20 protein-coding genes are annotated in these 22,554 nt (G+C 40.8%); 4 read left to right on the forward strand and 16 right to left on the reverse strand.

The window, feature by feature from the left end; translation table 11 throughout:
- Positions 1–8 precede the first annotated feature (8 nt).
- From hisS to ACF8FD_RS15880, 16 genes are all read right to left on the reverse strand, one after another.
- Entirely contained in the window at positions 9–1,301 is a 1,293-nt protein-coding gene (hisS, locus tag ACF8FD_RS15805) for a histidine--tRNA ligase (protein ID WP_279678807.1), read from the reverse strand.
- The gene (gene ispG / locus ACF8FD_RS15810) at positions 1,298–2,413 is read right to left on the reverse strand and encodes a flavodoxin-dependent (E)-4-hydroxy-3-methylbut-2-enyl-diphosphate synthase (protein WP_004697677.1); all 1,116 of its coding nucleotides are present in this window, start codon (positions 2,411–2,413) and stop codon (positions 1,298–1,300) included. Before ispG ends, hisS begins: the two co-directional genes overlap by 4 nt.
- 18 nt (positions 2,414–2,431) lie before the next feature.
- Positions 2,432–3,208, reverse strand: coding sequence for a helix-turn-helix domain-containing protein (locus tag ACF8FD_RS15815; RefSeq protein WP_151836404.1), 777 nt, complete (start codon positions 3,206–3,208; stop codon positions 2,432–2,434).
- Complete coding sequence (gene pilW / locus ACF8FD_RS15820) at positions 3,199–3,999, reverse strand: type IV pilus biogenesis/stability protein PilW (RefSeq protein WP_234304488.1); 801 nt, start codon at positions 3,997–3,999, stop codon at positions 3,199–3,201. Before pilW ends, ACF8FD_RS15815 begins: the two co-directional genes overlap by 10 nt.
- 16 nt (positions 4,000–4,015) lie before the next feature.
- Positions 4,016–5,251: a 23S rRNA (adenine(2503)-C(2))-methyltransferase RlmN gene (gene rlmN, locus ACF8FD_RS15825; protein ID WP_004697671.1), complete on the reverse strand. Its 1,236-nt coding sequence runs from the start codon at positions 5,249–5,251 to the stop codon at positions 4,016–4,018.
- A 122-nt stretch (positions 5,252–5,373) separates the two neighbouring features.
- On the reverse strand, positions 5,374–5,805 hold the full coding sequence (gene ndk, locus ACF8FD_RS15830) for a nucleoside-diphosphate kinase (protein ID WP_004983508.1): 432 nt from the start codon (positions 5,803–5,805) through the stop codon (positions 5,374–5,376).
- 110 nt (positions 5,806–5,915) lie between these two features.
- Positions 5,916–6,116 (reverse strand): Fe-S cluster assembly protein IscX, encoded by a 201-nt coding sequence (iscX, locus tag ACF8FD_RS15835; RefSeq protein ID WP_004697668.1) that lies wholly within the window; start codon positions 6,114–6,116, stop codon positions 5,916–5,918.
- Positions 6,117–6,205: 89 nt separating this feature from the next.
- Complete coding sequence (locus ACF8FD_RS15840) at positions 6,206–6,757, reverse strand: phosphatase PAP2 family protein (protein WP_058870303.1); 552 nt, start codon at positions 6,755–6,757, stop codon at positions 6,206–6,208.
- 192 nt (positions 6,758–6,949) lie between these two features.
- Entirely contained in the window at positions 6,950–8,230 is a 1,281-nt protein-coding gene (locus ACF8FD_RS15845) for a glycosyltransferase family 1 protein (RefSeq protein WP_205667599.1), read from the reverse strand.
- Between the two features lie 140 nt (positions 8,231–8,370).
- Complete coding sequence (locus ACF8FD_RS15850) at positions 8,371–8,787, reverse strand: hypothetical protein (RefSeq protein WP_004983505.1); 417 nt, start codon at positions 8,785–8,787, stop codon at positions 8,371–8,373.
- A 13-nt stretch (positions 8,788–8,800) separates the two neighbouring features.
- Complete coding sequence (locus tag ACF8FD_RS15855; RefSeq protein WP_234304487.1) at positions 8,801–11,104, reverse strand: fimbria/pilus outer membrane usher protein; 2,304 nt, start codon at positions 11,102–11,104, stop codon at positions 8,801–8,803.
- Positions 11,105–11,124: 20 nt separating this feature from the next.
- A complete protein-coding gene (locus ACF8FD_RS15860) occupies positions 11,125–11,829 on the reverse strand; it encodes a molecular chaperone (protein WP_029575114.1) in 705 nt (234 codons plus the stop codon).
- A gap of 72 nt (positions 11,830–11,901) precedes the next feature.
- Positions 11,902–12,414 carry a hypothetical protein gene (locus tag ACF8FD_RS15865; RefSeq protein WP_058870306.1) on the reverse strand — a complete coding sequence of 171 codons (513 nt, stop codon included), beginning with the start codon at positions 12,412–12,414 and terminating at the stop codon, positions 11,902–11,904.
- Between the two features lie 1,175 nt (positions 12,415–13,589).
- Positions 13,590–14,606 carry a ketol-acid reductoisomerase gene (gene ilvC / locus ACF8FD_RS15870; protein ID WP_078425667.1) on the reverse strand — a complete coding sequence of 339 codons (1,017 nt, stop codon included), beginning with the start codon at positions 14,604–14,606 and terminating at the stop codon, positions 13,590–13,592.
- A gap of 105 nt (positions 14,607–14,711) precedes the next feature.
- A complete protein-coding gene (gene ilvN, locus ACF8FD_RS15875; protein WP_004697653.1) occupies positions 14,712–15,203 on the reverse strand; it encodes an acetolactate synthase small subunit in 492 nt (163 codons plus the stop codon).
- Positions 15,200–16,927, reverse strand: a complete 1,728-nt coding sequence (locus ACF8FD_RS15880) for an acetolactate synthase 3 large subunit (RefSeq protein ID WP_234304486.1) — start codon at positions 16,925–16,927, stop codon at positions 15,200–15,202. The genes ilvN and ACF8FD_RS15880 overlap by 4 nt, the downstream gene beginning before the upstream one ends.
- Before the next feature lie 790 nt (positions 16,928–17,717).
- Between ACF8FD_RS15880 and ACF8FD_RS15885 the strand changes: the two genes are divergently transcribed.
- The 4 genes from ACF8FD_RS15885 (at position 17,718) to holA (ending at position 22,505) form a co-directional block, all read left to right on the forward strand.
- A complete protein-coding gene (locus ACF8FD_RS15885; protein ID WP_392453570.1) occupies positions 17,718–18,062 on the forward strand; it encodes a DUF4124 domain-containing protein in 345 nt (114 codons plus the stop codon).
- A 134-nt stretch (positions 18,063–18,196) separates the two neighbouring features.
- Positions 18,197–20,818 (forward strand): leucine--tRNA ligase, encoded by a 2,622-nt coding sequence (gene leuS, locus ACF8FD_RS15890; RefSeq protein WP_010327540.1) that lies wholly within the window; start codon positions 18,197–18,199, stop codon positions 20,816–20,818.
- A 178-nt stretch (positions 20,819–20,996) separates the two neighbouring features.
- Positions 20,997–21,506, forward strand: coding sequence for an LPS assembly lipoprotein LptE (gene lptE / locus ACF8FD_RS15895; protein ID WP_234304483.1), 510 nt, complete (start codon positions 20,997–20,999; stop codon positions 21,504–21,506).
- A gap of 9 nt (positions 21,507–21,515) precedes the next feature.
- On the forward strand, positions 21,516–22,505 hold the full coding sequence (gene holA, locus ACF8FD_RS15900) for a DNA polymerase III subunit delta (protein WP_004983481.1): 990 nt from the start codon (positions 21,516–21,518) through the stop codon (positions 22,503–22,505).
- Positions 22,506–22,554 lie beyond the last annotated feature (49 nt).

Consider the following 22,554-nt stretch of genomic DNA (forward strand, 5'->3'; position numbering starts at 1 on the left):
ATTTTGGCTTATTTTGAAGAAAATTTTTCAATCATAAATGGCACGATGTCATCCACCGCAACCAAAGTTTGTTCAGCTGTCGCCAACTCTTTTACGGCAAACTGCGCAGCTTCCACCTCGCGCTCACCCAAAATGAGGGCAAACAATGCGCCAGACTGATCCGCTTTTTTCATTTGCGACTTCATTGAACCATGTGATCCAACTTTCAAACGAAGCGTGCTTGATGCAGCATCTAACTGGTTACGAATTTGTTCTGCAAGAACCAAAGCTTTGCCTTGAGAAGCGGGATCTGCCAACAAAAACATTTCACAGTCACGTACAGGTGTAGCGTCTTCCACTTGTTCAAGCAACAACAGACGTTCCATGCCCATCGCAAAACCAACTGCAGGTACAGACTGATCGGCCTTGCCTTTAAACTGACCCACTAAGCCATCGTAACGACCGCCCGCACACACTGTGCCTTGTGAACCTAAATGCGTGGTGGTCCACTCAAATACAGTTTTATTGTAATAATCTAAGCCACGCACCAGTTTTTGGTTAATCACGAAGCTCACACCTGAATCAGTTAAATATTGCTGCAAAGTTGCAAAGTGCTGTAGTGTCTCCTCCCCCATAAAGTCATGCAACTTCGGCGCATTTTCTAAAATGGCTTGAGTTTTGGCATCTTTAGAGTCAAGGATACGTAGTGGGTTGGTGGTTAAACGACGCTGTGAATCTTCATCTAAATCATTTTTATGTGATTCTAAGAACTCCACCAATGCCGCACGATAAGCTGCACGCTCATCAGACTCACCCAAAGTATTCAACTCAAGTTTAACTTTATCTGCTACACCCATGCGTTTCCACAGACGTGCTGTCATCAAAATCAGCTCAGCATCCATATCTGGGGTTGCCACACCAAAGGTTTCCACGCCAAATTGGTGGAACTGGCGGTAACGACCCTTTTGCGGCTTTTCATAACGGAACATTGGCCCGATATACCAGACACGAGGCGTCGCACCGCGAAGCAAGTTATGCTCAAGCATGGCACGTACACAGCCTGCGGTTCCTTCAGGACGCAAAGTCAAAGACTCAGGCGGATTACCTTTGTCCAAGAAGGTGTACATTTCTTTTTCAACGATATCCGTTGCATCACCAATCGAACGTTTGAACAAATTGGTTTGCTCAACAATAGGCAAACGAATTTGCTGGTAGCCATACGCATCCATCAATGATGCGAGATGCTGTTCAAGACGTCTCCACGCTGGTGTTTGCGTAGGAAGAATGTCATTAAAACCTTTGATTGCGACAATTGAACTCATGATGAACTACGGATGATCTCTTTAGATTTAGCTTCTTCAAGCTCTGAAACACGCTGACGAACCATCGTTTCGATTTCGTCAACCAACTGATTTGTGTCAATTAAATGGCTCTTTTCACCATTACGATACACCAGTGAACGTGGACTTGCACCAACTACACCAATATCGGCTTCTTTGGCTTCACCCGGACCATTCACTTTACACCCAATCACCGACACATCCATTGGGGTACGAATATCTTCTAAACGCTCTTCTAAGGCTTGCATCACTGAAATCACGTTAAACTCTTGACGTGAACAACTTGGACAAGCAATGAAGTTAATGCCATTTGAACGAAGACTGAGTGATTTTAAAATATCAAAACCAATCTTAATCTCTTCTTCAGGTTCCGCTGCCAAGGAAATACGCATGGTGTCACCAATGCCATCCAACAACAAACCGCCCAAGGCAATCGCAGACTTCACTGAACCTGTACGGTAAATCCCAGCTTCTGTCACACCCAGATGTAAAGGATTATCAATTTGCTGTGAAAGTAGACGGTAAGCGTCCATGGTTAAAAACACATTGGATGCTTTCACTGAGACTTTGAATTCGTGGAAATCTAAACGGTCTAGAATATCAATATGACGCATCGCCGACTCAAGCAATGCCTGACCGGTTGGCTCACCGTATTTCTTTTGAATATCTTTTTCCAGTGAACCTGCATTCACCCCAATACGCATAGAAATATCGTTATGACGCGCTGCAGCCACCACTTCACGGATTTTAGCTTCAGAGCCAATATTCCCGGGGTTAATCCGTAAACAGTCCGCACCCAAGTCTGCAACACGCAGTGCAATCTTGTAGTCAAAATGAATATCTGCAACCAACGGTACCGATGAACGCTTACGAATTTCACCAAAAGCCTCTGCAGCTTCCATCGTCGGTACAGAAACACGCATGATGTCCGCACCCACATCTGCACAGCGCTGAATTTGCGCCAGCGTTGCTTCCACATCACAAGTTTCAGTATTGGTCATACTTTGAATGCTGATGGGTGCATCGCCACCGACATAGACTGAACCTACACGAATCTTACGAGTAGGCTTGCGTTTAATTGGATTTACAATCATTGCTTTTCCTTGATCCCATTAACGTGACAAGCGGAAATCTGCTTTTCCACCGACGGTATATGGTGACAATGAAATACTTTCATTATTTAAGCTGAGTGACACAGCAGCGGCATCATCGATACGAATTTGAAAAGGTGTCTCACCCGCAAGCTCAAGTGTAGAGGCTTGACGCCCTGTTGCCAGTACTTTCCCAGTTGAATCGACAATATGTACAGACGTAGGACGATTGAACTCAAGCTTCAACTGATCCCCTGTGGTTGCAGCAGCCCCATTCATATTGATGATTTGTACATCAGATTCCGTCTGCGGAGTCGTAGTCTCATCTGTACTGCCTGACCAATTCTGAATCATACCGAACAACGCTGCCAAAATCGCAATTACAACAATTGCAATCAGCCCACGTTTCAACCATTTACGGTTACGGTCACGGTTAGAACCGGGTAATTTACCCATGATTTTAATCGGTGAATTATTCAATGCGTGATTTGGCAATAGCCCCGTATCATTGGCATAGATGTCATCAAAACGCTGAATAATCGTAGTAGCATCCACTTTTAGGAACTTCGCATAAGTACGATAGTAACCCTTAATGAAGGTTGCTTCTGGAAGCGCTGTATATTCGTCCTGCTCAAGCGCAGTTAAGGTCTTGAGTGGAATATTCAACTCTTTGGCAACGTCGCTTAATTCACGTTTTTGTGTAATACGAATTTGACGAAGATAATCACCCGGACGTTGGATATTTCCTAAAGCATTGCTAGAACCATTCGATTGTGGTGAATTAGGATTTACTTCCATACGGCCTCAGTAGTGTACTGTAATTGCAAATAACGTTTGTATTCTTGACTGTCTGGATACAATGCACGTAGCTGGTTGACCAGTACTTGCGAACCCATCGTGTCATGACTTGCTCGCGCAATTCGGATCCCAATCCAAAGCGCACGTGCATCTAAGTTTTTCTCGCCAACCGCTCGCACAAACTGTACATAGTACTGCGTAGCTTCAGCATTTTGCTGACGTAAATATGAAATTTCCGCCATTTCGATCATGGCAAGATAGGCACCTGAGTTTACCTGTAGGGCTTGTTTAAAAGCAGCTTCTGCTTCCGCCACTCGACCTACTTGTAGATACGCACGACCTAAATTTTCCAATGCTCGATAACGTTGATCATACCCTAAAGTTGAACCTGCAACTCGAAGTTGATCAATCGCGTCATTATAACGCCCAATTTGATATAAATACGTACCGTAGTTGTTACGAGCCTGTGCATTTTTTGGCTCAGCCGCAATTGCATGCTTAAAATAACGCTCTGCCTTTTCCACATTTTGTGGACTGCCTTCACGCTGTAACAACACGCCCATCATCATATTTGCAGATGCATCACGAGAGTCGATGTCTAATGCCTGATCCAATGTACGTTTCGCAGCATCATAATCATTCGACTTAATATATTCAGCCGCCAACTGCGTTCTAACTTGTACTGCTTTACTTGGATCACCTTTCGTATTCACGGTTTGGCAACCCACCAAGTACCACACTGACACACCCAGTGTCAGCGCAAGGCAAAGTTTAGAAACGGGTTTTTTCAATTGGCATCCCCTTATATTATCCTTGTGAACGTAGAATCTCGTTTTTCTCTGCTACTTTCTTTTTCCACTGCTCAGCACGACGTGTTCGATCAGCCACTTGACCGACCAATTGTCCGCAGGCAGCATCAATATCATCACCACGCGTTTGACGAATCGTACACACAAATCCAGCATCAGACAAAGTTTTTTGGAAAGAAATAATGCGGTTGCGACTTGAACGACCATAAGGCGCATGTGGAAATGGATTAAACGGAATTAAATTAATTTTACTTGGTAAGTTCTTCAACAGTTTAATCATCTGCTGCGCATGCTCAGGATGATCATTCACCCCATCCAACATCACATATTCAATCGTGACATGCTTACGTGCACTTTCATTCCCGTCTTTAGCGATATAACGCTGACATGCTGCAATCAATTGTGCCAATGGATATTTTTTATTGATTGGAACCAACTCATTCCGTAGTTCATCATTTGGCGCGTGTAGGGAGATTGCCAATGCAACATCAATATCTTGTGCCAATTGATCAATTTTCGGCACCACACCTGAAGTCGATAAGGTCACACGGCGCTTAGACATACCATAAGCAAAATCGTCTAGCATAATACGCATTGAGCTCAATACGGCATCATAGTTCAGTAATGGCTCGCCCATCCCCATCATTACGACATTAGTCACCGAGCGCTCACGCTCAGCTACAGGCACATCTTCCATATAAGAATAGTTCGCAACCCATAACTGACCAATAATTTCATCTGGGTTTAAGTCGCGCTGAAAGCCTTGTTTACCGGTTGAACAAAATGAACAATCCAGTGCACAGCCCACTTGAGATGAAATACATAAAGTACGGCGCAAACCACTGCGATGCTCAGCAGGAATCAATACAGTTTCAACCAAAGAGCCTTCGCCCTCACCGACACGAAACACCCACTTACGCGTACCATCTTTAGAATAATTTTTATGCACCACTTCTGGCGCTTTAATTTCACAAAGTTTTTCAAGTTTTTCACGTAACTTGCCTGAGATATTGGTCATCTCTGCAAAATCAGTCACAAAAAACTGGTGAATCCATTTCATCACCTGTCCTGCGCGAAACTTTTTTTCTCCCATATCTTCGAAGAATTTTTCAAGCTGCGGACGTGACATGCCAAGTAAGTTCACTTTCGCAACAGAATTTTGCTGTGCAGGAGCGGATGGAGATTGTTGCTGTTCAGCCGAAACTGTAGAGACAGCGACCACTTCAGTACTCATGTGTATTACCTAAACCATGTCTAACGATGAAAGGAGAAGCTCAATAAACGAGCAGAAATTTATTCAGGGAATAAAAAAACCAGATAAGTATAATAACACTTATCTGGTTTGAATACTTCGAATTAACGAGTACGTGGAGCAATCTCAGTTTGAGCGAAGAAGTAGTTAACTTCACGATCAGCAGATGCTACAGAGTCAGAACCGTGAGCAGCATTTTCGTCGATGCTTACAGCGAAGTCAGCGCGGATAGTGCCTGGAGCAGCTTCTTTAGGGTTAGTTGCGCCAAGAATTTCGCGGTGAGCAAGAACTGCGTTTTCGCCTTCAAGAACAGAAACAACAACTGGACCAGAAGTCATGAACGCAACTAGGTCAGCAAAGAAACCACGTTCTTTGTGCTCTGCGTAGAAACCTTCAGCTTCAGTTTGAGTCAAGTGTTTCATTTTAGTTGCAACGATTTGAAGACCAGCTTTTTCAAAACGAGCAAAAATGTCACCGATGTGGTTTTTAGCAACTGCGTCTGGTTTTACGATAGATAAAGTACGTTCAATAGCCATGATTGGCTCCTTAAGTCAATGTAGACATGAAAATTTTGGCGCATTATACCGACATAATGCACAATTTTCTGCTTTTACTCTGTAAAAAGTTGCTTTTTTCGATGCAAGGATTATCGTGCTTCGTCAATCCATGCCATTTGAATTGCTTCAAGCAAACCTTCAGTCGACTTGGTCGGATCATCACTAAAGTCTGGTAAGGCACACACCCAAGCATGTAAGTCCGTAAAGCGAATCCACTGCGGATCGACATCTGGATGAGCTTCATACAACTCAATAGCAATATCAATAGTGTCTGACCAACGTAAGCCCATGGTGGAGTCTCATCACAATGTAGAAGATACTGTACTGTAGCAAACTCTGAAATTTAAGCGCTAGTTTGTTTGAGATAAAATTGGGCTTTTTACAACGCGATATTTAAAAATGGTGCACTACAAATTAAAGTAACAGCTACCACCGCACCTATAGCCGCTCCCACCAACACATCACTTGGATAATGTAGCCCTAAAATCATGCGTGACGCGGCAACCAAAACAGTAAAAGGCAACATGAGCACCAATAAAATGGGCTGTACAAAGCCCAATAAAGTACTGACCATCACCGCATGTAAAGTATGACCTGAAGGAAAACTAAAATGGTCAAGCGGTCGCTCACCCATTCGAATCACCTGATGTACTTGATAGGGTCTTGGGCGAATAGTTTTGATTTTTAAAACTTTATAAATTAAAGTCCCGCACAATGAACCAAGCACCAAATACACGATTTGTAAACTGTAGACCAATCCTTGCAACAACCAAGTTAAAGCCAACATCGTGTACCAAAAGATGCCATCTCCCAATCGACTGATCCGCTTAAAAAAATTGGCTACAGCATGCGAATGGGAGAAATGATTGAGATAGACACAACCCTTTAAATCTAAATCTAATATTCTTATTTTTGCAGTTTTAAGATTCATACCACTTCTCCTTAACAACAATGTTGAAAGTTCAGCTGGAAAATCATTGTTATATGACGATTTAATGCATCAAAATCGCTTCTCGTTAAGCTCATATTAAAGGGTGTTTTTGACAGTTTGATGATTTAAGTTAAAACTCATCAAAATTACCCAACTCATCTTTATCACTGACGCTTTTAAAACAGCTATTGGCTAAGGTGCTGCCTTAATATTTGCCGCATGATATAAGGCTTGCTCAAACTGTTTTACAGGATACTGCCAGCCCACACTTTCAATGTCCTGACGCGCTTGAGTTCCCATACATCTAAGTACCTTTTGCTCTGGCAGTTGAATAATAGTCTGCATAAAATGTGCCACTTGTCCAAAAGGACTTAACCACCCTGTTATACCTTGCTTGATATAACGCTGCGGACTGGCATAGTTATAGGCCACCACGGGCAAGCCACTGGACATGGCTTCGAGTATTACATTACCAAAAGTCTCTATTTGACTGGCAAAAACAAAAACATCTGCACTGGCATAGGCTTGAGCAAGTGACTTACCTGTTAAGCTTCCCGTAAAAATCACATCTGAGCCATTTGCCATTTCAGTTAAACGCTTACGATCTGGCCCATCGCCCACAATCACCATTTTCAACTTGCGCGATTGCTGCTTCTTGATATTCAAATAGCTTTCAATGAGCACATCGACTTCTTTTTCTGGAGATAAACGTCCCACATATAGCAACACAGAAGTATTTGCATCTGCTTGCCAGCACTGACGCAATTGTTCTGAGCGATGCTCTGGATGGAAGCGAGTTGTATCCACCCCTCGCCCAACCTCAACCAAGGGGCAAATCACACCAAAGGCCTTAAGTTGATTTAACGTCGTTTGACTCGGCACACAGGTGAGTACCGTATGGTTATGAAACCAGCGAAGATAACTTTCAATCGGTTTGACCAGCAAAGCCAAATCAAAGAAGCGACTAAAGTCATGAAAAGTTGAATGAAAGCCACTAGACACTGGAATTTGATGTGCTTGAGCAGCATACAGTGCCGTCAACCCCAACGGTCCTTCCGTCACAATATGGACCACATCTGGTGCGAAGCATTCAATCGCTTTGCTGACTTTGACATACTGTGGCATACCAAATTGCATATCGGCATATTTAGGAATGCTTTTCGCCCAAACCAAACACTCCTGCTCTGCCTTAAAGTCGGTACATATGGTTTTTTGTATTGGGCGAATGAGCTGAATACGATGCCCCAGTTTCTGCAAACCTTTACACAGTTGTAATAAAGAGTTCGCCACACCATTGATTTCTGGTGACCATGTTTCCGTCACGATGGTTATTTTTAACTTTGGCTTAAGTGTTTCTTGAAGGATAGAGAGTTCTTGCTGAATATTATGCTGATGTTGTTGTTTGAGGTAAAACCGCTGAGTTTCTGGAAAATTGTGCTGTTTGAATAATTTTGTTGTTATTGAACCGATCATGTTATTCCAAACTTTTCTTATTTTCGCTCAAGTTTAGTTAAACTATTTGACAGTTTGATGATAATGAATGCAATCAAATAAAAAGACACCTATGATTAGTAGGTATCTTTTTACATATTAATAGTTTAAAGGCCTAAAATTTAAAACATCAAATTAATATACAAGCTATCCTTATACACACCTGCTGGGGTTAAGGCAGTTGGGCGTTCCATCAATTGCACCAAGACTACAAACTTATTTTGCTCAGTTGCTGGTTGAGCAATAGGGCTATTCCAACGTGATGCACTTGCTCCTGAAATATTCATTTGAGTTCTCAATTTATAGTTTTTCTCATTGACTAAATAACTACTCCCTGTTGCATTAGTTAAATTACGCGAATTGAATTTAATCGCGTAATTACTATCACAAGCAACTGAGAAAGAAGTTGCAGCTTGACTAAGATATGATGAACTTAGGTTCAACTGGCTTGAAGTTAAACGCTCAATTTGACACTGTTTTGCATAAGCTATTGGGGTGGCCGCTACACAAAACAGCAGTATAATAATGTTCAGTTTCATGGCTCTACTCCATTTATTTACACTGAAGATCCAGTATTGATGAGTTGTCATCATTCTTAGTATCTGTAATTGTAAGTTCTGACGAACAACTGCGTGCTTCTTTAGTTTTAATTTGTATCTTATATGTTCCCGGAATTAAACCATAAAGCGTTACGCTACCATCGGTAGAAATCGGATAAACCTCTCCTTCACCATTATTATCAATATAAAGCTCTGAACCAGCAGCAAAAGACCGATTGTTACTGTCTACTGGCTTAACAGTAACTTGTTTTGCATGGAATACTGGGAAATTGATGATATAACCGCGTTGATTTAAAGCCGTTAATTGTTTGCTTGAATACTGTATTTTATCTTCGATAGGTAGTTGATTTTGATCAAATGCAATGTCGTATTTAACATAAGGAATAACATCATGAATAAAGGCATATCCCTTTTTATTGGTTTTATCAACATAGGTCAGCGATCTTAAAATATCAATATCTTGATAATCCCCTACTTTGACTAAAGTAAATGCATTATCAACCATTTTAGTAAAACTTATTTTATTACCCAACCAAACAACTGCTCCTCGATAATTTAACTGTGATTCACGATCTTCACGACCTTGCACATGATAGAAATCTAAATCTCCTACATCTGTTTTAACAACACCATTAAAGTTAAACATCGTGTCTTCACTACGACGGTTTACTCCAAGAGAATAATCGAAACCGACTTGATTGGAATCATATTTCACCAACTGGAGATTTGTATTTTGGTCAGCTGATTGACTAAAGTAAACGGACTTATTATCAAAACTGTAGCTAAGTGAAAGAATGCCGCCTGAGTCTTTCCTGTCACCAAAAGAGTTGAAATAGCTTAAACCAAATGAAATTCGACGACCAAAATTCCGATTAAACCCAACATTTATTACCTTTTGGTTACTATTAGGAAAATCAGGATTTTCATAATATTTTTGTTCTGCATAGTTAATATTTAGATTATGCAAATAGGGCACATTACTCATACCAAAATATGCAAGATTTTCAAATTTCGGATAGTTAGAATTGGCACCTAACTCATCTCCTAAAAATTTAAAATCTTTTTCTGTATATTTTGAACTCGCGCCCATTGAAAATCGACCAAAGTCTTTACTTGCGGATAACCCATAGGAATAATTAAATTGGTTTTCATCATCATGAGAAGCAAGAACAACACTATCGAGAACAAAAATATTACTAATCGCTTGTGTCCACATGAACCCTATATTTTGTATATCTTTACTGTAAGATAAATTGCTTCCTAACGTTGTTGAGTTTGACATACCTCTGCGAAAATAAGTATTCACAAAGAAGTCCCTATAATCGCTACTATCCACATTATAGTTATAACGAAGTTTACCTGCTGCAACACTATATTCATTCAAACCAGATCGTAATAGTCTATTGGTCACCATAATAGGAAAGCTTTGTACACTTCGATTCCCGAGTACATCCTCAACTACAATTTGCGCATTACCAGCTTGTTGGATTTGTGCCCCCATTAGTAAGTTATAATCACCAGGGCTGACCTTCTGATTATAAATATTTACGCCATTTATATATAAATCAACAGTAGAAGGAACGCGCGCACTCCCTTGTAAACTTGGCATATTCCAGTACACAAAATTCGGTCTTTCAGTGTAATTCGTCCCCCAATTTAAACCTGCAAAACGTAAAGAATTAATCAAAGGGTTATATGTAGTTGTAGTATCCCCTACCGTTAAGCGGGTCATATGTTTAGAAAATTCAAAATCGACACTACTACTTAAGCGAACCACTCGCTCATCTGTGGGGGTATTCTGATACAACATCGAGTTTTTCATGATCCAATAATCTTTGAAAACCCCTAACTCCATCAGTCCACTATAAGAGTTATTAGAATTACTAGTTGCATAAAGAAAATCATAATTTATGAAACCGCCAAAACTGGCCTTTTCAGGAATGATGCTATTGTTTAATGCATTAAAGTCCGTTTCAAAAAGTTCTGTTGGAATCGTGAGCTTAATGGATTGCGATGAATCATCAAAAGTTGACTGAACACTACTTGATGACACCAAGCAGAATTCTGGTCGCGAAGCTAAGGTTTTTAATTGCGCAGTTGAAATTTGACGTTCTGCCAGTACCTGACATTCAAGATAATATTGATCTCCCTGCTTTAATAAGGCGACATCTGTATGATGATCTAGATCATTAATCCAAAGATTCGCAATATTTTCTTCCAGCATACCCTCACTGGCATTCACATTTAGTGCAAAAAAAATATGAATAGCGATAAGTATTCTTATTTTCGTATTCATCGTAAACTCCCCACCTCAAACTAATCCGAGAATTTGAGCTCCACCATTTTATCGTTCTTATCAGTAAACAATTGAACATAATAATTTTTAGGATTTGATATTCGTATTTTGTTTAAATCATAGGACGCGCTTTTATTTGCAAGCAAATAATTCATGGTTTCCGTTTTAAAGACTTCTTTTTTATTTGCATCTACAATTTTCAAATTTGCGATTTGAATATGCGATTTTGCATTATTTTTAACAATCAGCTTATTATTTTCAACGTTGAAATTTAGTTTAATATCTTCCTGCTTACCAACAAAGAGGGGTAAATTAAAGCTAACCAGAAAATTTACTGAAGATTCTTTTACAGCCTGTGGAATTTCATCAACAATCACACGCCATGTACCTTCTTGCTGTCCACTTAAAATAGACTCAATGGGACGGTTAAAGCCCACACGAATAGTCTGTTTACCATTCGGCTGCAAAATAAAGTTTTTAGGATTAATAATTAAGGAGTTATCAGGCTCCAGTACGTTTTCGCCATTTTCTTTTTGCGTCCACTTAAATGCTTTTACTTCAAAAATTCTCTTTTCTGTCTCATCTTTAGATTCTAGGGTTAATGTTGTTGTTCTTTGCTTTGCGGGATTTTGAATATACATTTGAACTGGGTCAACTGAAACACCAGCATGTGTTCCCGACATATACAGCATCGAAGACACCAAAATTGATATTATTCTTTTCATATTACACCCCTTATTATAATTTTAAAAAACCTAACCTGATACTGTAATCAAGTTAGGCTTAGTTTAAATAAATTAGTAGTAAACTTTAATTTTATAAGTATCGTTGTATGTACCCGCACGTTGGAAGGCACTGACTGCAGAGTTATTCACTGTCACTGTGTAGATATCATCCGCTAATCCTGCATGGTTTGAATTACCCCAACCAACACTGCCGCCGCCTGCTTTAGCCGTAGTAATTGTTGTTGGAACTTTAACGTTAGCATCATCTTCGTGCTTCACAAAAGTAGTATTTGAAGTTCCAGCATTCGCTGTTTGAATGTTAAGCGTATAGTGGGTATTACTACGCACAGTATAGCTTGAAGTTTTTGGACCACCATCTTTACTTAACGTAATGGCACTACCGCCAAGCACTTCACATTTTTTAGGGATTTCTAATTTAATAGGAATATCTTTTTCACAACCTAGAGAAGTACAGTTCCCCCAGTTATAACTAGGGCGTGATGCTGAATCATCCTCTGCATAAAGGGCTGTAGAACCTGCACCTAATAGTGTTGCAACTAGTGATGCTTGAAGTATTTTATTCATAGCTACTCTCCGAGATTTTTCTTTTAAAACCTGATTAATTGTTATGGTTACCCTTAATTAAACTGGACCTTGTTTGGCTACCAAGCTTTTCTTAAGCGTGTTTTTATTCTAGTTATTCTGTATAAAAAATCATCTATGCAGCCTTTTTCACTCAAATAGAGACCCAACTTTAAAACCTCAACAAAGTAAAATTAATATATTGTTTTTATTGTTATTTTATTTATTAATTAATTTAATAAACCCCTGAAAATAGTTACACCACTTTCAGTGATGCACAATTTTAGTGCTTTTTTATATTTTAAGTAGATCTCTGTTTTATCTTAGAAATTTTTAACATTTCAAATTTACATTTAATTACATATTTGGGTGAATAATTTCTTAACCCGCTAAAAAATTCATTTTTCATCTTTTTTTTACTTTACATTTCCATCAATTTTTCAATTCAGGTCGATCATCTTGCTAAAATCCAAAGTTTATTCACATGCTATTTACCCAATTTCAGTGATTGAACAACATGACTAAAATCAAATAATCAAGCCTTAAATTTACATGACCTACTATTTTAGAAATCAAAAACTCACACTAAAAACCCAAACGTAATGATAGGTACACTTTTTTGAGAGTTTCATTTATTGCAATAAAGCCCATGGATACGTTATTAATCCAATAGTTTTTGGACCATATATGCTACCCATATATCTAGCACTGAAATGAAATAAACGTGGACTCCATATAACGATTTTGAACACTGGTAAGATCAACTTATAGCTGTGTACCGATAGCCATATCATGGCCCTATTTATACTCACATCTTTTTAATTAATAGCTTTGCCCCACATAAAACATGATAGTAGATCAATAAAAAAACCCTGACGAGACAGGGTTTTACCACTTAAAATCAGCTAGATCAGAAACTTAGTTGTTTTCTTTATCTACAATCTTGTTCGCTTGAATCTAAGGTACAAAAAAAATGGAAAAGCATTGCTTTCCCATTTTTAAAGGCACGTAACGTAACCTTAGTTCTTTTCTTTATCTACAATCTTGTTTGCTTGAATCCAAAGTACGAAAAAGATGAAAGCACTGCTTTCATCTTTTTGAGGCACGTAACAATAAAAATAGAAAAAACCCACTCAAATAGAGTGGGTTTTCGCATTCAAATCAATTGATTCGAGAAATTAATTCTTCTCTTTATCAACGATTTTGTTCGCTTGAATCCACGGCATCATTGCACGAAGTTTATTACCTGTTACTTCAATACCATGTGCTGCGTTTTGACGACGACGAGCAGTCATTGATGGGTAGTTCAACGCACCTTCGTTAATAAACATCTTCGCGTATTCACCAGATTGGATACGTTTAAGTGCATTACGCATCGCTTCACGAGACTGTTCGTTGATCACTTCAACACCAGTTACGTATTCACCATATTCAGCATTGTTCGATACTGAATAGTTCATATCTGCAATACCACCTTCGAACATCAAGTCAACGATTAACTTAAGTTCGTGTAAGCATTCAAAGTAAGCCATTTCAGGTGCATAACCTGCTTCTACCAAAGTTTCGAATCCCATTTTCACAAGTTCTACAGCACCACCACAAAGAACTGCTTGCTCACCAAATAAGTCAGTTTCAGTTTCTTCACGGAATGAAGTTTCGATGATACCTGTACGACCACCACCTACACCAGAAGCATAAGAAAGTGCTAGGTTACGTGCATTACCAGACGCATCTTGATGAATCGCGATTAAGTCAGGAACACCCGAACCACGTTGGTATTCAGAACGTACTGTATGACCTGGTGCTTTTGGTGCAACCATGATTACGTCAAGATCAGCACGTGGAACAACTTGGTTATAAAGAACAGAGAAACCATGAGCAAATGCTAATGTTGCACCTTCTTTGATGTTTGGCTCAATCACGTCACGATAAAGTTGTGATTGGAACTCATCTGGAGTCAAGATCATGACTACGTCAGCTTGAGCAACTGCAGCAGGAACTTCAGCAACTTTAAGACCTGAATTTTCAGCTTTTTTCCAAGAAGTAGAACCAGCGCGTAAACCTACAGTTACGTCTACACCAGAATCTTTAAGGTTAAGCGCGTGTGCGTGACCTTGTGAACCGTAACCAATGATCGCTACTTTCTTAGATTGGATGATAGATAAGTCGCAGTCTTTATCGTAAAAAATTTGCATTGCTGTCTCCGCTAAAATGCTTGGTATTCTGTAATTCCATCAAGGGGTTTATTGTTTGATGAAATCCTCCTCTTTCTCAAAAGGAGGTTGAATCGTGTTAATTAATTAAATGGTTAAAACTTTTTCGCCACGCGCGATGCCTGAAACACCTGAGCGTACAACTTCTAGGATGGTGTTTTCTGCTAACGCATCAATAAAACCATCAATTTTTTCAGTCGTACCCGCGATTTGAATGGTGTAAGTCGTTGGGGTGACATCAACAATTTGCGCACGGAAAATGTCCGCAGTTCGTTTAATTTCAGCACGTGCCGAGCCAAGTGATTTGACTTTAATCAACATCAACTCACGCTCAATGTGCGCACCTTCAGACAGGTCAACCACTTTCACCACTTCAACCAATTTGTTGAGCTGTTTGGTGATTTGTTCAATTTTATGGTCATCGCCATAAGTCGTTAATGTCAAACGAGATAAGGTCGGATCTTCGGTTGGTGCAACATTTAAAGTCTCAATGTTATAACCACGTTGAGAAAACAAACCCACCAAACGAGAAAGCGCACCAGCTTCGTTTTCTACAAGTACAGAGATAATGTGTCTCATGACGTGCGCTCCCCTTTACCTAACCACATATCTTGCATTGACTGACCTGCAATAAGCATTGGATAAACATGCTCTGTACGGTCAACCATCACATTAATAAATACGCATTTATCGTTGATCGCCATTGCTTCAGCAAGCTTCGACTCTAGCTCATCCGCATGGTCAATTTGAATACCAACATGACCATAGGCTTCCATCAATTTCGGGAAGTCAGGCAATGAATCAATATAAGAACTTGAGTGACGTCCTTCATAGTTCATATCTTGCCACTGCTTCACCATTCCTAGAGCTTGGTTATTCAAGCAGAGGATTTTTACGTTCAGGCCATATTGCTTACACGTCGAAAGCTCTTGAATGCACATTTGAATCGATGCTTCACCTGTGATACACACCACTTGTTGGTCAGGGAAAGCCAATTTCGCCGCCATCGCATAGGGTAAACCAACACCCATGGTGCCTAGGCCACCTGAGTTAATCCATTGGCGTGGACGTTTATACTTATAATAGTTCGCACCAAACATTTGATGCTGACCTACGTCAGAAGTAATGATCGCATCACCATTGGTGATTTTATCCAACGCTTCCACCACTTGTTGTGGTTTCATTACGCCGTTTGCACCAGACTCATAACGCATGCCATGAACTTTACGCCATTCATTGATTTGCGCCCACCAAGCAGCGATATCTTCAGGATTTGGTTTAGACACATTCATTTGTTTCAACTGTGTCAACATTTCTTGAAGGACAGGTTCTACCGCACCCACGATCGGGATATGCGCCATGATGGTTTTTGAAATCGTCGCAGGGTCGATATCAATATGAATCACTTTGGCATTTGGACAGAATTTTGCTGGATTATTGGTCACACGGTCATCGAAACGCGCACCGACACACAAAATCACATCAGCATTGTGCATGGTCATATTGGCTTCATAGGTACCATGCATACCCAACATGCCAATAAACTGTTGATCATTGCCAGGAAATGCACCAAGCCCCATCAAGGTATTGGTGACTGGGAAGCCCAAAATATGCGCCAGTTCAGTTAACTGTGTAGAAGCATTCCCTTGAACCACGCCACCGCCTGAATAAATCACAGGACGTTTAGCGTGAATCAGCTCTTCAATCGCTTTACGAATTTGACCTGAATGACCACGATGCGGCGGTTGATACGAACGCATCTTCACTTTTTCTGGGTATTCGTAAGCAAATTTCTCAGCAGGATTGGTTGCATCCTTTGGAATATCGACCACAACTGGACCTGGACGACCAGAAGCTGCAATATAAAATGCCTTCTTAATAATCGAAGGAATTTCGCTGGCATGGCGCACTTGGAAACTATGTTTTACGATTGGACGAGAAATACCGACCATATCTGTTTCTTGGAATGCATCTTCACCAATTAAATGTGACGCAACCTGACCTGACAAAATCACCATTGGGATTGAGTCCATATAAGCCGTTGCAATTGGAGTCACAGTATTGGTTGCACCCGGACCTGAAGTCACGAGGACCACACCCGTCTTACCTGTTACGCGTGAGTAAGCATCCGCCATATGACCAGCAGCTTGTTCATGGCGCACGAGGTAATGATTGATTTTGTCTTGTTGAAAGAACGCGTCGTAGATATGTAAAACTGCGCCGCCTGGGTATCCAAATACATGTTCAACGCCTTCGTCCGCCAATGCGCGAACGAGCATTTCACCACCAGATAAAAGTTCCAACGTGATTCACCCTAATCTTTATCACTGCAATGGTGGAAGGCACCAGCAGTGTTTCATTCATTGATTGTCTGCACTGTTATAGCACACATATTTCTTAGTTTTCATAGCAATAGGAAAAAATTCTGATCTGTATGCTGTTTGAGCAATATGAGATCTAAAACGTGTTGGGATAAACACATTTTTTTACTTTGTTCACGGTCTCGGCTAGAAAGCGTGTCCATTGCATGAAATGACACTTTATCGAAGGGTGATCGAGTAAAGGCATATAAAACTAAAGACAGCATTTTTAGGAGTTTCGTGACTAAAGTCAAGTTTAAAAATTAGCTTTTTTTTGTTTATTTACAGAGCGTTTATTTTTTATTCATCACGGACAAACAAAACTGAGCTGCTTTTTCTTGGTTTTTTAGTGCAAAAACAAATAGATTTCTATTTCACTGAATTTATTAATAAAAAAACATAATAAAACCCATAAATAAGTTTAATAAGATATTCACCCAAATTTAAATCCAACATCTATCTCAGGTTTTTTCATTTTTAAGTGTAGATCAGCATTTGTACATCAGGTTTTAGCACAACCTTCTTATTTTCATACTGTGTCATAACGCATATTTCACACTTTGAACTGAGGATTTGACCTGCAAAATATTTCAAAAAACTCAGATGAAAAACGCATCAAACACTGCTTATTGCTCTAAAATTGGCATAAAATAACGACAACGATAAACCCGATAAAATCCAATGACTACGGATATAAAAAGGACAATGGTAGATGAGTATTCAGTTTGCAAGAATGGCAGCATGTTTGGTGGGGATGGGGCTTGCAATGGGCAGTACACAAAGCTTTGCCAAGACGTATTATAAGTGGGTTGATAGCCAAGGCTCGACACATTACACCACAACACCTCCACCCAAAACAGCAAAGAAAAAGGGTAAAGTCGATACCTATGGTTGGAAAAATTCGCCACAAGCTGCTTCACCGGAAGCACCCCCACCTGCCAATATGCCAAATACCGTACCAGCTCCCCCCAATGCTGTACCAAGCGCAGCCCCAGCACCAGCGCTTGATTTAGAAAATCAACGACGTGAAGCGAATGAAGCACTTCAACAAGGCCAACAAGTCCGCCCTGCGGTTTAATCATTCCGTACGGTTCCAGATTTATTTTCAGCTTGTTTAATTTCCTGCACAAAACATAGCGCAAAATTCACTTTTAGGTGCATTTTGCGCTATGCTGTGCAACAAACTTTTTAACCATTGTTCTACATACGTATATGACTACTCACATTGACCCTGAATATCAAGCGAGCGCGATTGAACCTACCGTCCAACAAGACTGGGAAGCTCGTAAAGCCTTTAAAGTTGCCGACTCTGTAGAAGGTCCACGTCGTTATATCCTCTCGATGTTCCCTTATCCAAGTGGCAAACTGCATATGGGTCATGTGCGTAACTACACTATTGGTGATGTCATCAGCCGTTTCCACCGTCTCAAAGGGGAAACTGTCCTGCAACCTATGGGTTGGGATGCTTTTGGTTTACCTGCTGAAAATGCTGCAATTGCACACCAAGTTGCACCTGCAAAATGGACCTTTGAAAACATCGCATATATGCGTGACCAATTAAAAAAATTAGGTCTATCAGTCGATTGGGATCGTGAATTTGCAACGTGTACCCCTGAATACTACCGCTGGGAACAGTGGTTATTTGTACAACTTTATAAAAAAGGCCTCATTTACCGTAAACTTTCAACAGTAAACTGGGATCCTGTGGATCAGACGGTACTGGCCAATGAACAAGTTGAAAATGGTCGTGGCTGGCGTTCAGGTGCGTTGGTTGAAAAACGTGATATTCCAATGTATTACTTCCGCATCACCGACTATGCACAAGAATTATTAGACGATTTAGATACCTTAAAAGATGGTTGGCCACAACAAGTCTTGACCATGCAACGCAACTGGATTGGTCGCTCACAAGGGATGGATATCACCTTCCCTTCAGCGAATCCTGAAATTTACGCAGACGGCCTTACTGTATTCACCACACGTGCTGACACCTTAATGGGTGTGACTTATGTTGCAGTTGCAGCAGAACATCCAATGGCGCTGAAAGCCGCTGAAAGCAATGATGCTTTAAAAGCATTTATTGAAGAATGCCGTATGGGTTCAGTCGCAGAAGCTGACTTAGCTACCGCTGAAAAGAAAGGTATGGCAACAGGTCTGTCTGTGAAGCATCCTGTCACTGGTGAAGACATTCCTGTTTGGATTGCCAACTACGTGTTGATGTCTTATGGCTCTGGCGCTGTGATGGCTGTACCTGCACACGACGAACGTGATTTTGAATTTGCCAATAAATACGGCTTAACCATTAAACAAGTGATTGATGCTCAAGGTGCAGACGATGCAGACTTTGATGCTGCACAATGGCAAGAATGGTACGGCTCTAAAGAAGGTAAATTGGTCAATTCAGCAGAATTTGACGGTTTAGACTTTCAAGCTGCTTATGATGCGTTCCTTGCAAAATTAGAACCAACAACTCTTGCAAGCACCAAAGTTCAGTTCCGTTTACGTGACTGGGGTGTATCGCGTCAGCGTTATTGGGGTTGTCCAATTCCAATGATCAACTGTGAAAAATGTGGTCAGGTTCCTGTACCTGAAGAGCAACTTCCAGTGGTCTTACCGACTGATGTCGTACCTGATGGCTCGGGGAACCCATTGAACAAGATGCCTGAGTTTTATCAAACCTCTTGCCCAAGCTGTGGTGGTGATGCGCGTCGTGAAACTGATACTTTAGATACCTTTGTAGAGTCATCTTGGTACTATGCACGTTATGCATCTCCTGATTTTACTGATGGTTTAGTTAAACCTGAAGCTGCTCAAACATGGCTTCCAGTAAATCAATACATCGGTGGTGTTGAACACGCGATTCTGCACTTACTTTATGCACGCTTCTTCCACAAATTGATGCGTGATGAAGGTGTAGTACAAGGTAATGAACCATTTACCAATCTGTTAACTCAAGGTATGGTTTTGGCAGACACTTATTACCGTGAAGCTGAATCAGGCAAGAAAACTTGGTTTAACCCTGCAGATATCGACCTCGAACGTGATGAAAAAGGGCGTATTCTGTCTGCGAAATACCAAGGTGATGGTCAGGACGTGATTGTTGGCGGCCAAGAGAAAATGTCGAAGTCGAAAAATAACGGTATCGACCCGCAAGCCATTATTGATCAGTACGGTGCAGATACAGCACGTGTATTTATGATGTTTGCAGCGCCACCAGATCAATCACTCGAATGGTCTGATGCAGGTGTAGAAGGCGCAAACCGTTTCTTGAAACGTGTATGGCGTTTGGTTGCAAGTTTCCTTGAAAAAGGCAATGCAGCATCTGCAATTGATACTGCTCAACTGTCTACAGAAGCACAAGACTTACGTCGTAAAACGCATGAAACCATTCAAAAAGTGGGTGATGACATCGAACGCCGCCATGCCTTTAACACGGCTATTGCAGCAATGATGGAACTATTAAATGCGAACAATAAGTTTGAAGCGAAAAATGATAATGATGTTGCGGTTGCTCGTGAATCGATTACAACACTTTTAACTTTACTTGCACCATTTGCACCACATTTAAGCCAGACTTTATTGGCTGAATTCGGACTGGACTTAACCAGCGTGTTGTTCCCGACTGTAGACGAATCTGCACTCACACGTAATACGCAAACGATTGTGGTTCAAGTGAATGGTAAACTGCGTGGCAAATTAGAAGTGCCTGTCGATACATCGAAAGATGAATTGCTTGCATTGGCTAAAGCCTTGCCAGAAGTTCAACAATTCTTGACAGGTCCAACCAAGAAAGAAATTGTGGTGCCAAATAAATTAGTGAATTTGGTGGTTTAATTCAATCTCCCCTAACCCCTCTTCATTAAAGAGGGGAACTCCTCCCTTTTCAAAGGGAGGTCGGGAGGGATTTCTAAACAAAACCCAAACAAAGCCCGTTGCCAGTCAACGGGCTTTGCACATACAATCACGACATATTATTTTTCTTTTATCAAAAAGAGCAAACAGAGGACAACACATGCATTTAGGCAAACGTTTGGCAGCTATTGTTTTAACTTGTGGCCTAAGTGCTGGCTTGGTCGGGTGTGGCTTTCATTTAAAAGGCACCAATCCAAGCGCAACACCGATTGCTTATTCAAAAATGAATTTGGTGCTTCCGAAGAACACCGATGAACTGCATGAAAAATTGGCCATTTATTTAGGTGCGTCGGGTGTACAGCTGAGCACTGGATCAGATGCCTATGTGCTTCGCGTGCTAGATTATAAACCGCAGCGTTTAGAGTTGAACGGTAAACTGATTGAAGTATTATTACGCCTCAATGTCACCTTCCGTATTGAAGATGCACAAGGCCGTCCAATCACTGAACCACGGACCGTAGTTGCAACGCGTAGTTATCAATACAACGTTGAAACCGTCAATACCGATGACCAAGAGAAAAACTATTTGAATCAAGTCATCGTGGATGATGTCGCTCAACAAATTGTGCGTCAGATTTCTTCGAACCGCCTACCACCAGCACAGCAGTAAGGTTTAACAATGAAACTTGACTATTTGCAGGCCCTAAAACGTGTCGATGAAGCTCGCGGCGCGTGGATTATGCAAGGTCAAGAACCATTGCTTGAGCAAAATTTACTGGATGCATTTCGAGCAAGTTGGCAAAAGCAAGAGATTGAACGACAACGGCATGACATCAACAATGTCAATGACTGGAAAAATGTCTTTAATGCACTCAACAGCTTGTCCTTATTTTCAAGTCAGCTTGCCATTGAAGTTCATGGCAATATTAAGCCCGATGCTAACGCTTTAAAGTTGCTAAAAAGCTATATCCAAAGCAATGAACAGAACTTGCTTTTGGTGGTGATGCCAAAACAGGACAGCGCCAGCCTAAAAACGGGCTTTTTCCAAACGGTTGAAGCCAATGGAGTGCATGTTGCCCTGACCGCGAATTATCCGCGTGACCGTCAGCAGATTTTAAGCATTGAAGCAGATAAGCTTGGGGTTAAACTGAGTCAGGATGCATGGCAGTGGCTAGAACAACACCATGAACACAACTTACTTGCAGCTAAAAATAGCTTAATGCGTGTCAGCGACACTTTTGCCGAGGTTGAGCTGATTCAGATTGATCATTTACATGCCTGCTTACAAGACCAGTCCCGCTATAGTACTTTCGATTTGAGTGACGCTCTGCTCGAAGGCAATCTGGCGCAATCGATTAAAATTTACCAATACCTGATTGCCTCAGGTGAACCCCTTAGTCTGATTTTGTGGAGCATCAGCAAAGAAATGCGTTTACTCATGCAACTGTTTGAGCAACCGCAAAATGCACTGCAACTGGGGATTTGGAAGAATAAAGTCAGCGTCTATCAACACGCCTTACGTCGACTGAACCCGCAGTGCTTTTTAACGTGGCCCAGTCTCCTGCTTCGCATTGATGCTTCGATCAAAGGTTTGGGGCATGAAAATGCTGAACATGTCGTGATGCAAGCCATTGCAACGCTGTGTGGAAAGTCACTCTTTCCCGCTTAAATTACCGCAACGAGTCTTTTTAAAATAATAATCATTTCTATTTGTTCAA

The organism is Acinetobacter sp. TYF_19 (assembly GCF_043105125.1).
Lineage (GTDB): Bacteria > Pseudomonadota > Gammaproteobacteria > Pseudomonadales > Moraxellaceae > Acinetobacter > Acinetobacter johnsonii.

Excerpts from the sequence above, each read along its gene's own strand:
- ACF8FD_RS15885 (WP_392453570.1), top strand. The coding sequence starts at position 17,718 with ATGGCAGCATGTTTGGTGGGGATGGGGCTTGCAATGGGCAGTACACAA.
- leuS (WP_010327540.1), top strand. The coding sequence starts at position 18,197 with ATGACTACTCACATTGACCCTGAATATCAAGCGAGCGCGATTGAACCT.
- ACF8FD_RS15845 (WP_205667599.1), bottom strand. The coding sequence starts at position 8,230 with ATGATCGGTTCAATAACAACAAAATTATTCAAACAGCACAATTTTCCA.
- iscX (WP_004697668.1), bottom strand. The coding sequence starts at position 6,116 with ATGGGCTTACGTTGGTCAGACACTATTGATATTGCTATTGAGTTGTAT.
- lptE (WP_234304483.1), top strand. The coding sequence starts at position 20,997 with ATGCATTTAGGCAAACGTTTGGCAGCTATTGTTTTAACTTGTGGCCTA.
- ACF8FD_RS15860 (WP_029575114.1), bottom strand. The coding sequence starts at position 11,829 with ATGAAAAGAATAATATCAATTTTGGTGTCTTCGATGCTGTATATGTCG.
- ndk (WP_004983508.1), bottom strand. The coding sequence starts at position 5,805 with ATGGCTATTGAACGTACTTTATCTATCGTAAAACCAGACGCAGTTGCT.
- hisS (WP_279678807.1), bottom strand. The coding sequence starts at position 1,301 with ATGAGTTCAATTGTCGCAATCAAAGGTTTTAATGACATTCTTCCTACG.
- ACF8FD_RS15850 (WP_004983505.1), bottom strand. The coding sequence starts at position 8,787 with ATGAAACTGAACATTATTATACTGCTGTTTTGTGTAGCGGCCACCCCA.
- ilvC (WP_078425667.1), bottom strand. The coding sequence starts at position 14,606 with ATGCAAATTTTTTACGATAAAGACTGCGACTTATCTATCATCCAATCT.
- holA (WP_004983481.1), top strand. The coding sequence starts at position 21,516 with ATGAAACTTGACTATTTGCAGGCCCTAAAACGTGTCGATGAAGCTCGC.
- rlmN (WP_004697671.1), bottom strand. The coding sequence starts at position 5,251 with ATGAGTACTGAAGTGGTCGCTGTCTCTACAGTTTCGGCTGAACAGCAA.
- ispG (WP_004697677.1), bottom strand. The coding sequence starts at position 2,413 with ATGATTGTAAATCCAATTAAACGCAAGCCTACTCGTAAGATTCGTGTA.
- ACF8FD_RS15815 (WP_151836404.1), bottom strand. The coding sequence starts at position 3,208 with ATGGAAGTAAATCCTAATTCACCACAATCGAATGGTTCTAGCAATGCT.
- ilvN (WP_004697653.1), bottom strand. The coding sequence starts at position 15,203 with ATGAGACACATTATCTCTGTACTTGTAGAAAACGAAGCTGGTGCGCTT.
- ACF8FD_RS15840 (WP_058870303.1), bottom strand. The coding sequence starts at position 6,757 with ATGAATCTTAAAACTGCAAAAATAAGAATATTAGATTTAGATTTAAAG.
- ACF8FD_RS15865 (WP_058870306.1), bottom strand. The coding sequence starts at position 12,414 with ATGAATAAAATACTTCAAGCATCACTAGTTGCAACACTATTAGGTGCA.
- ACF8FD_RS15855 (WP_234304487.1), bottom strand. The coding sequence starts at position 11,104 with ATGAATACGAAAATAAGAATACTTATCGCTATTCATATTTTTTTTGCA.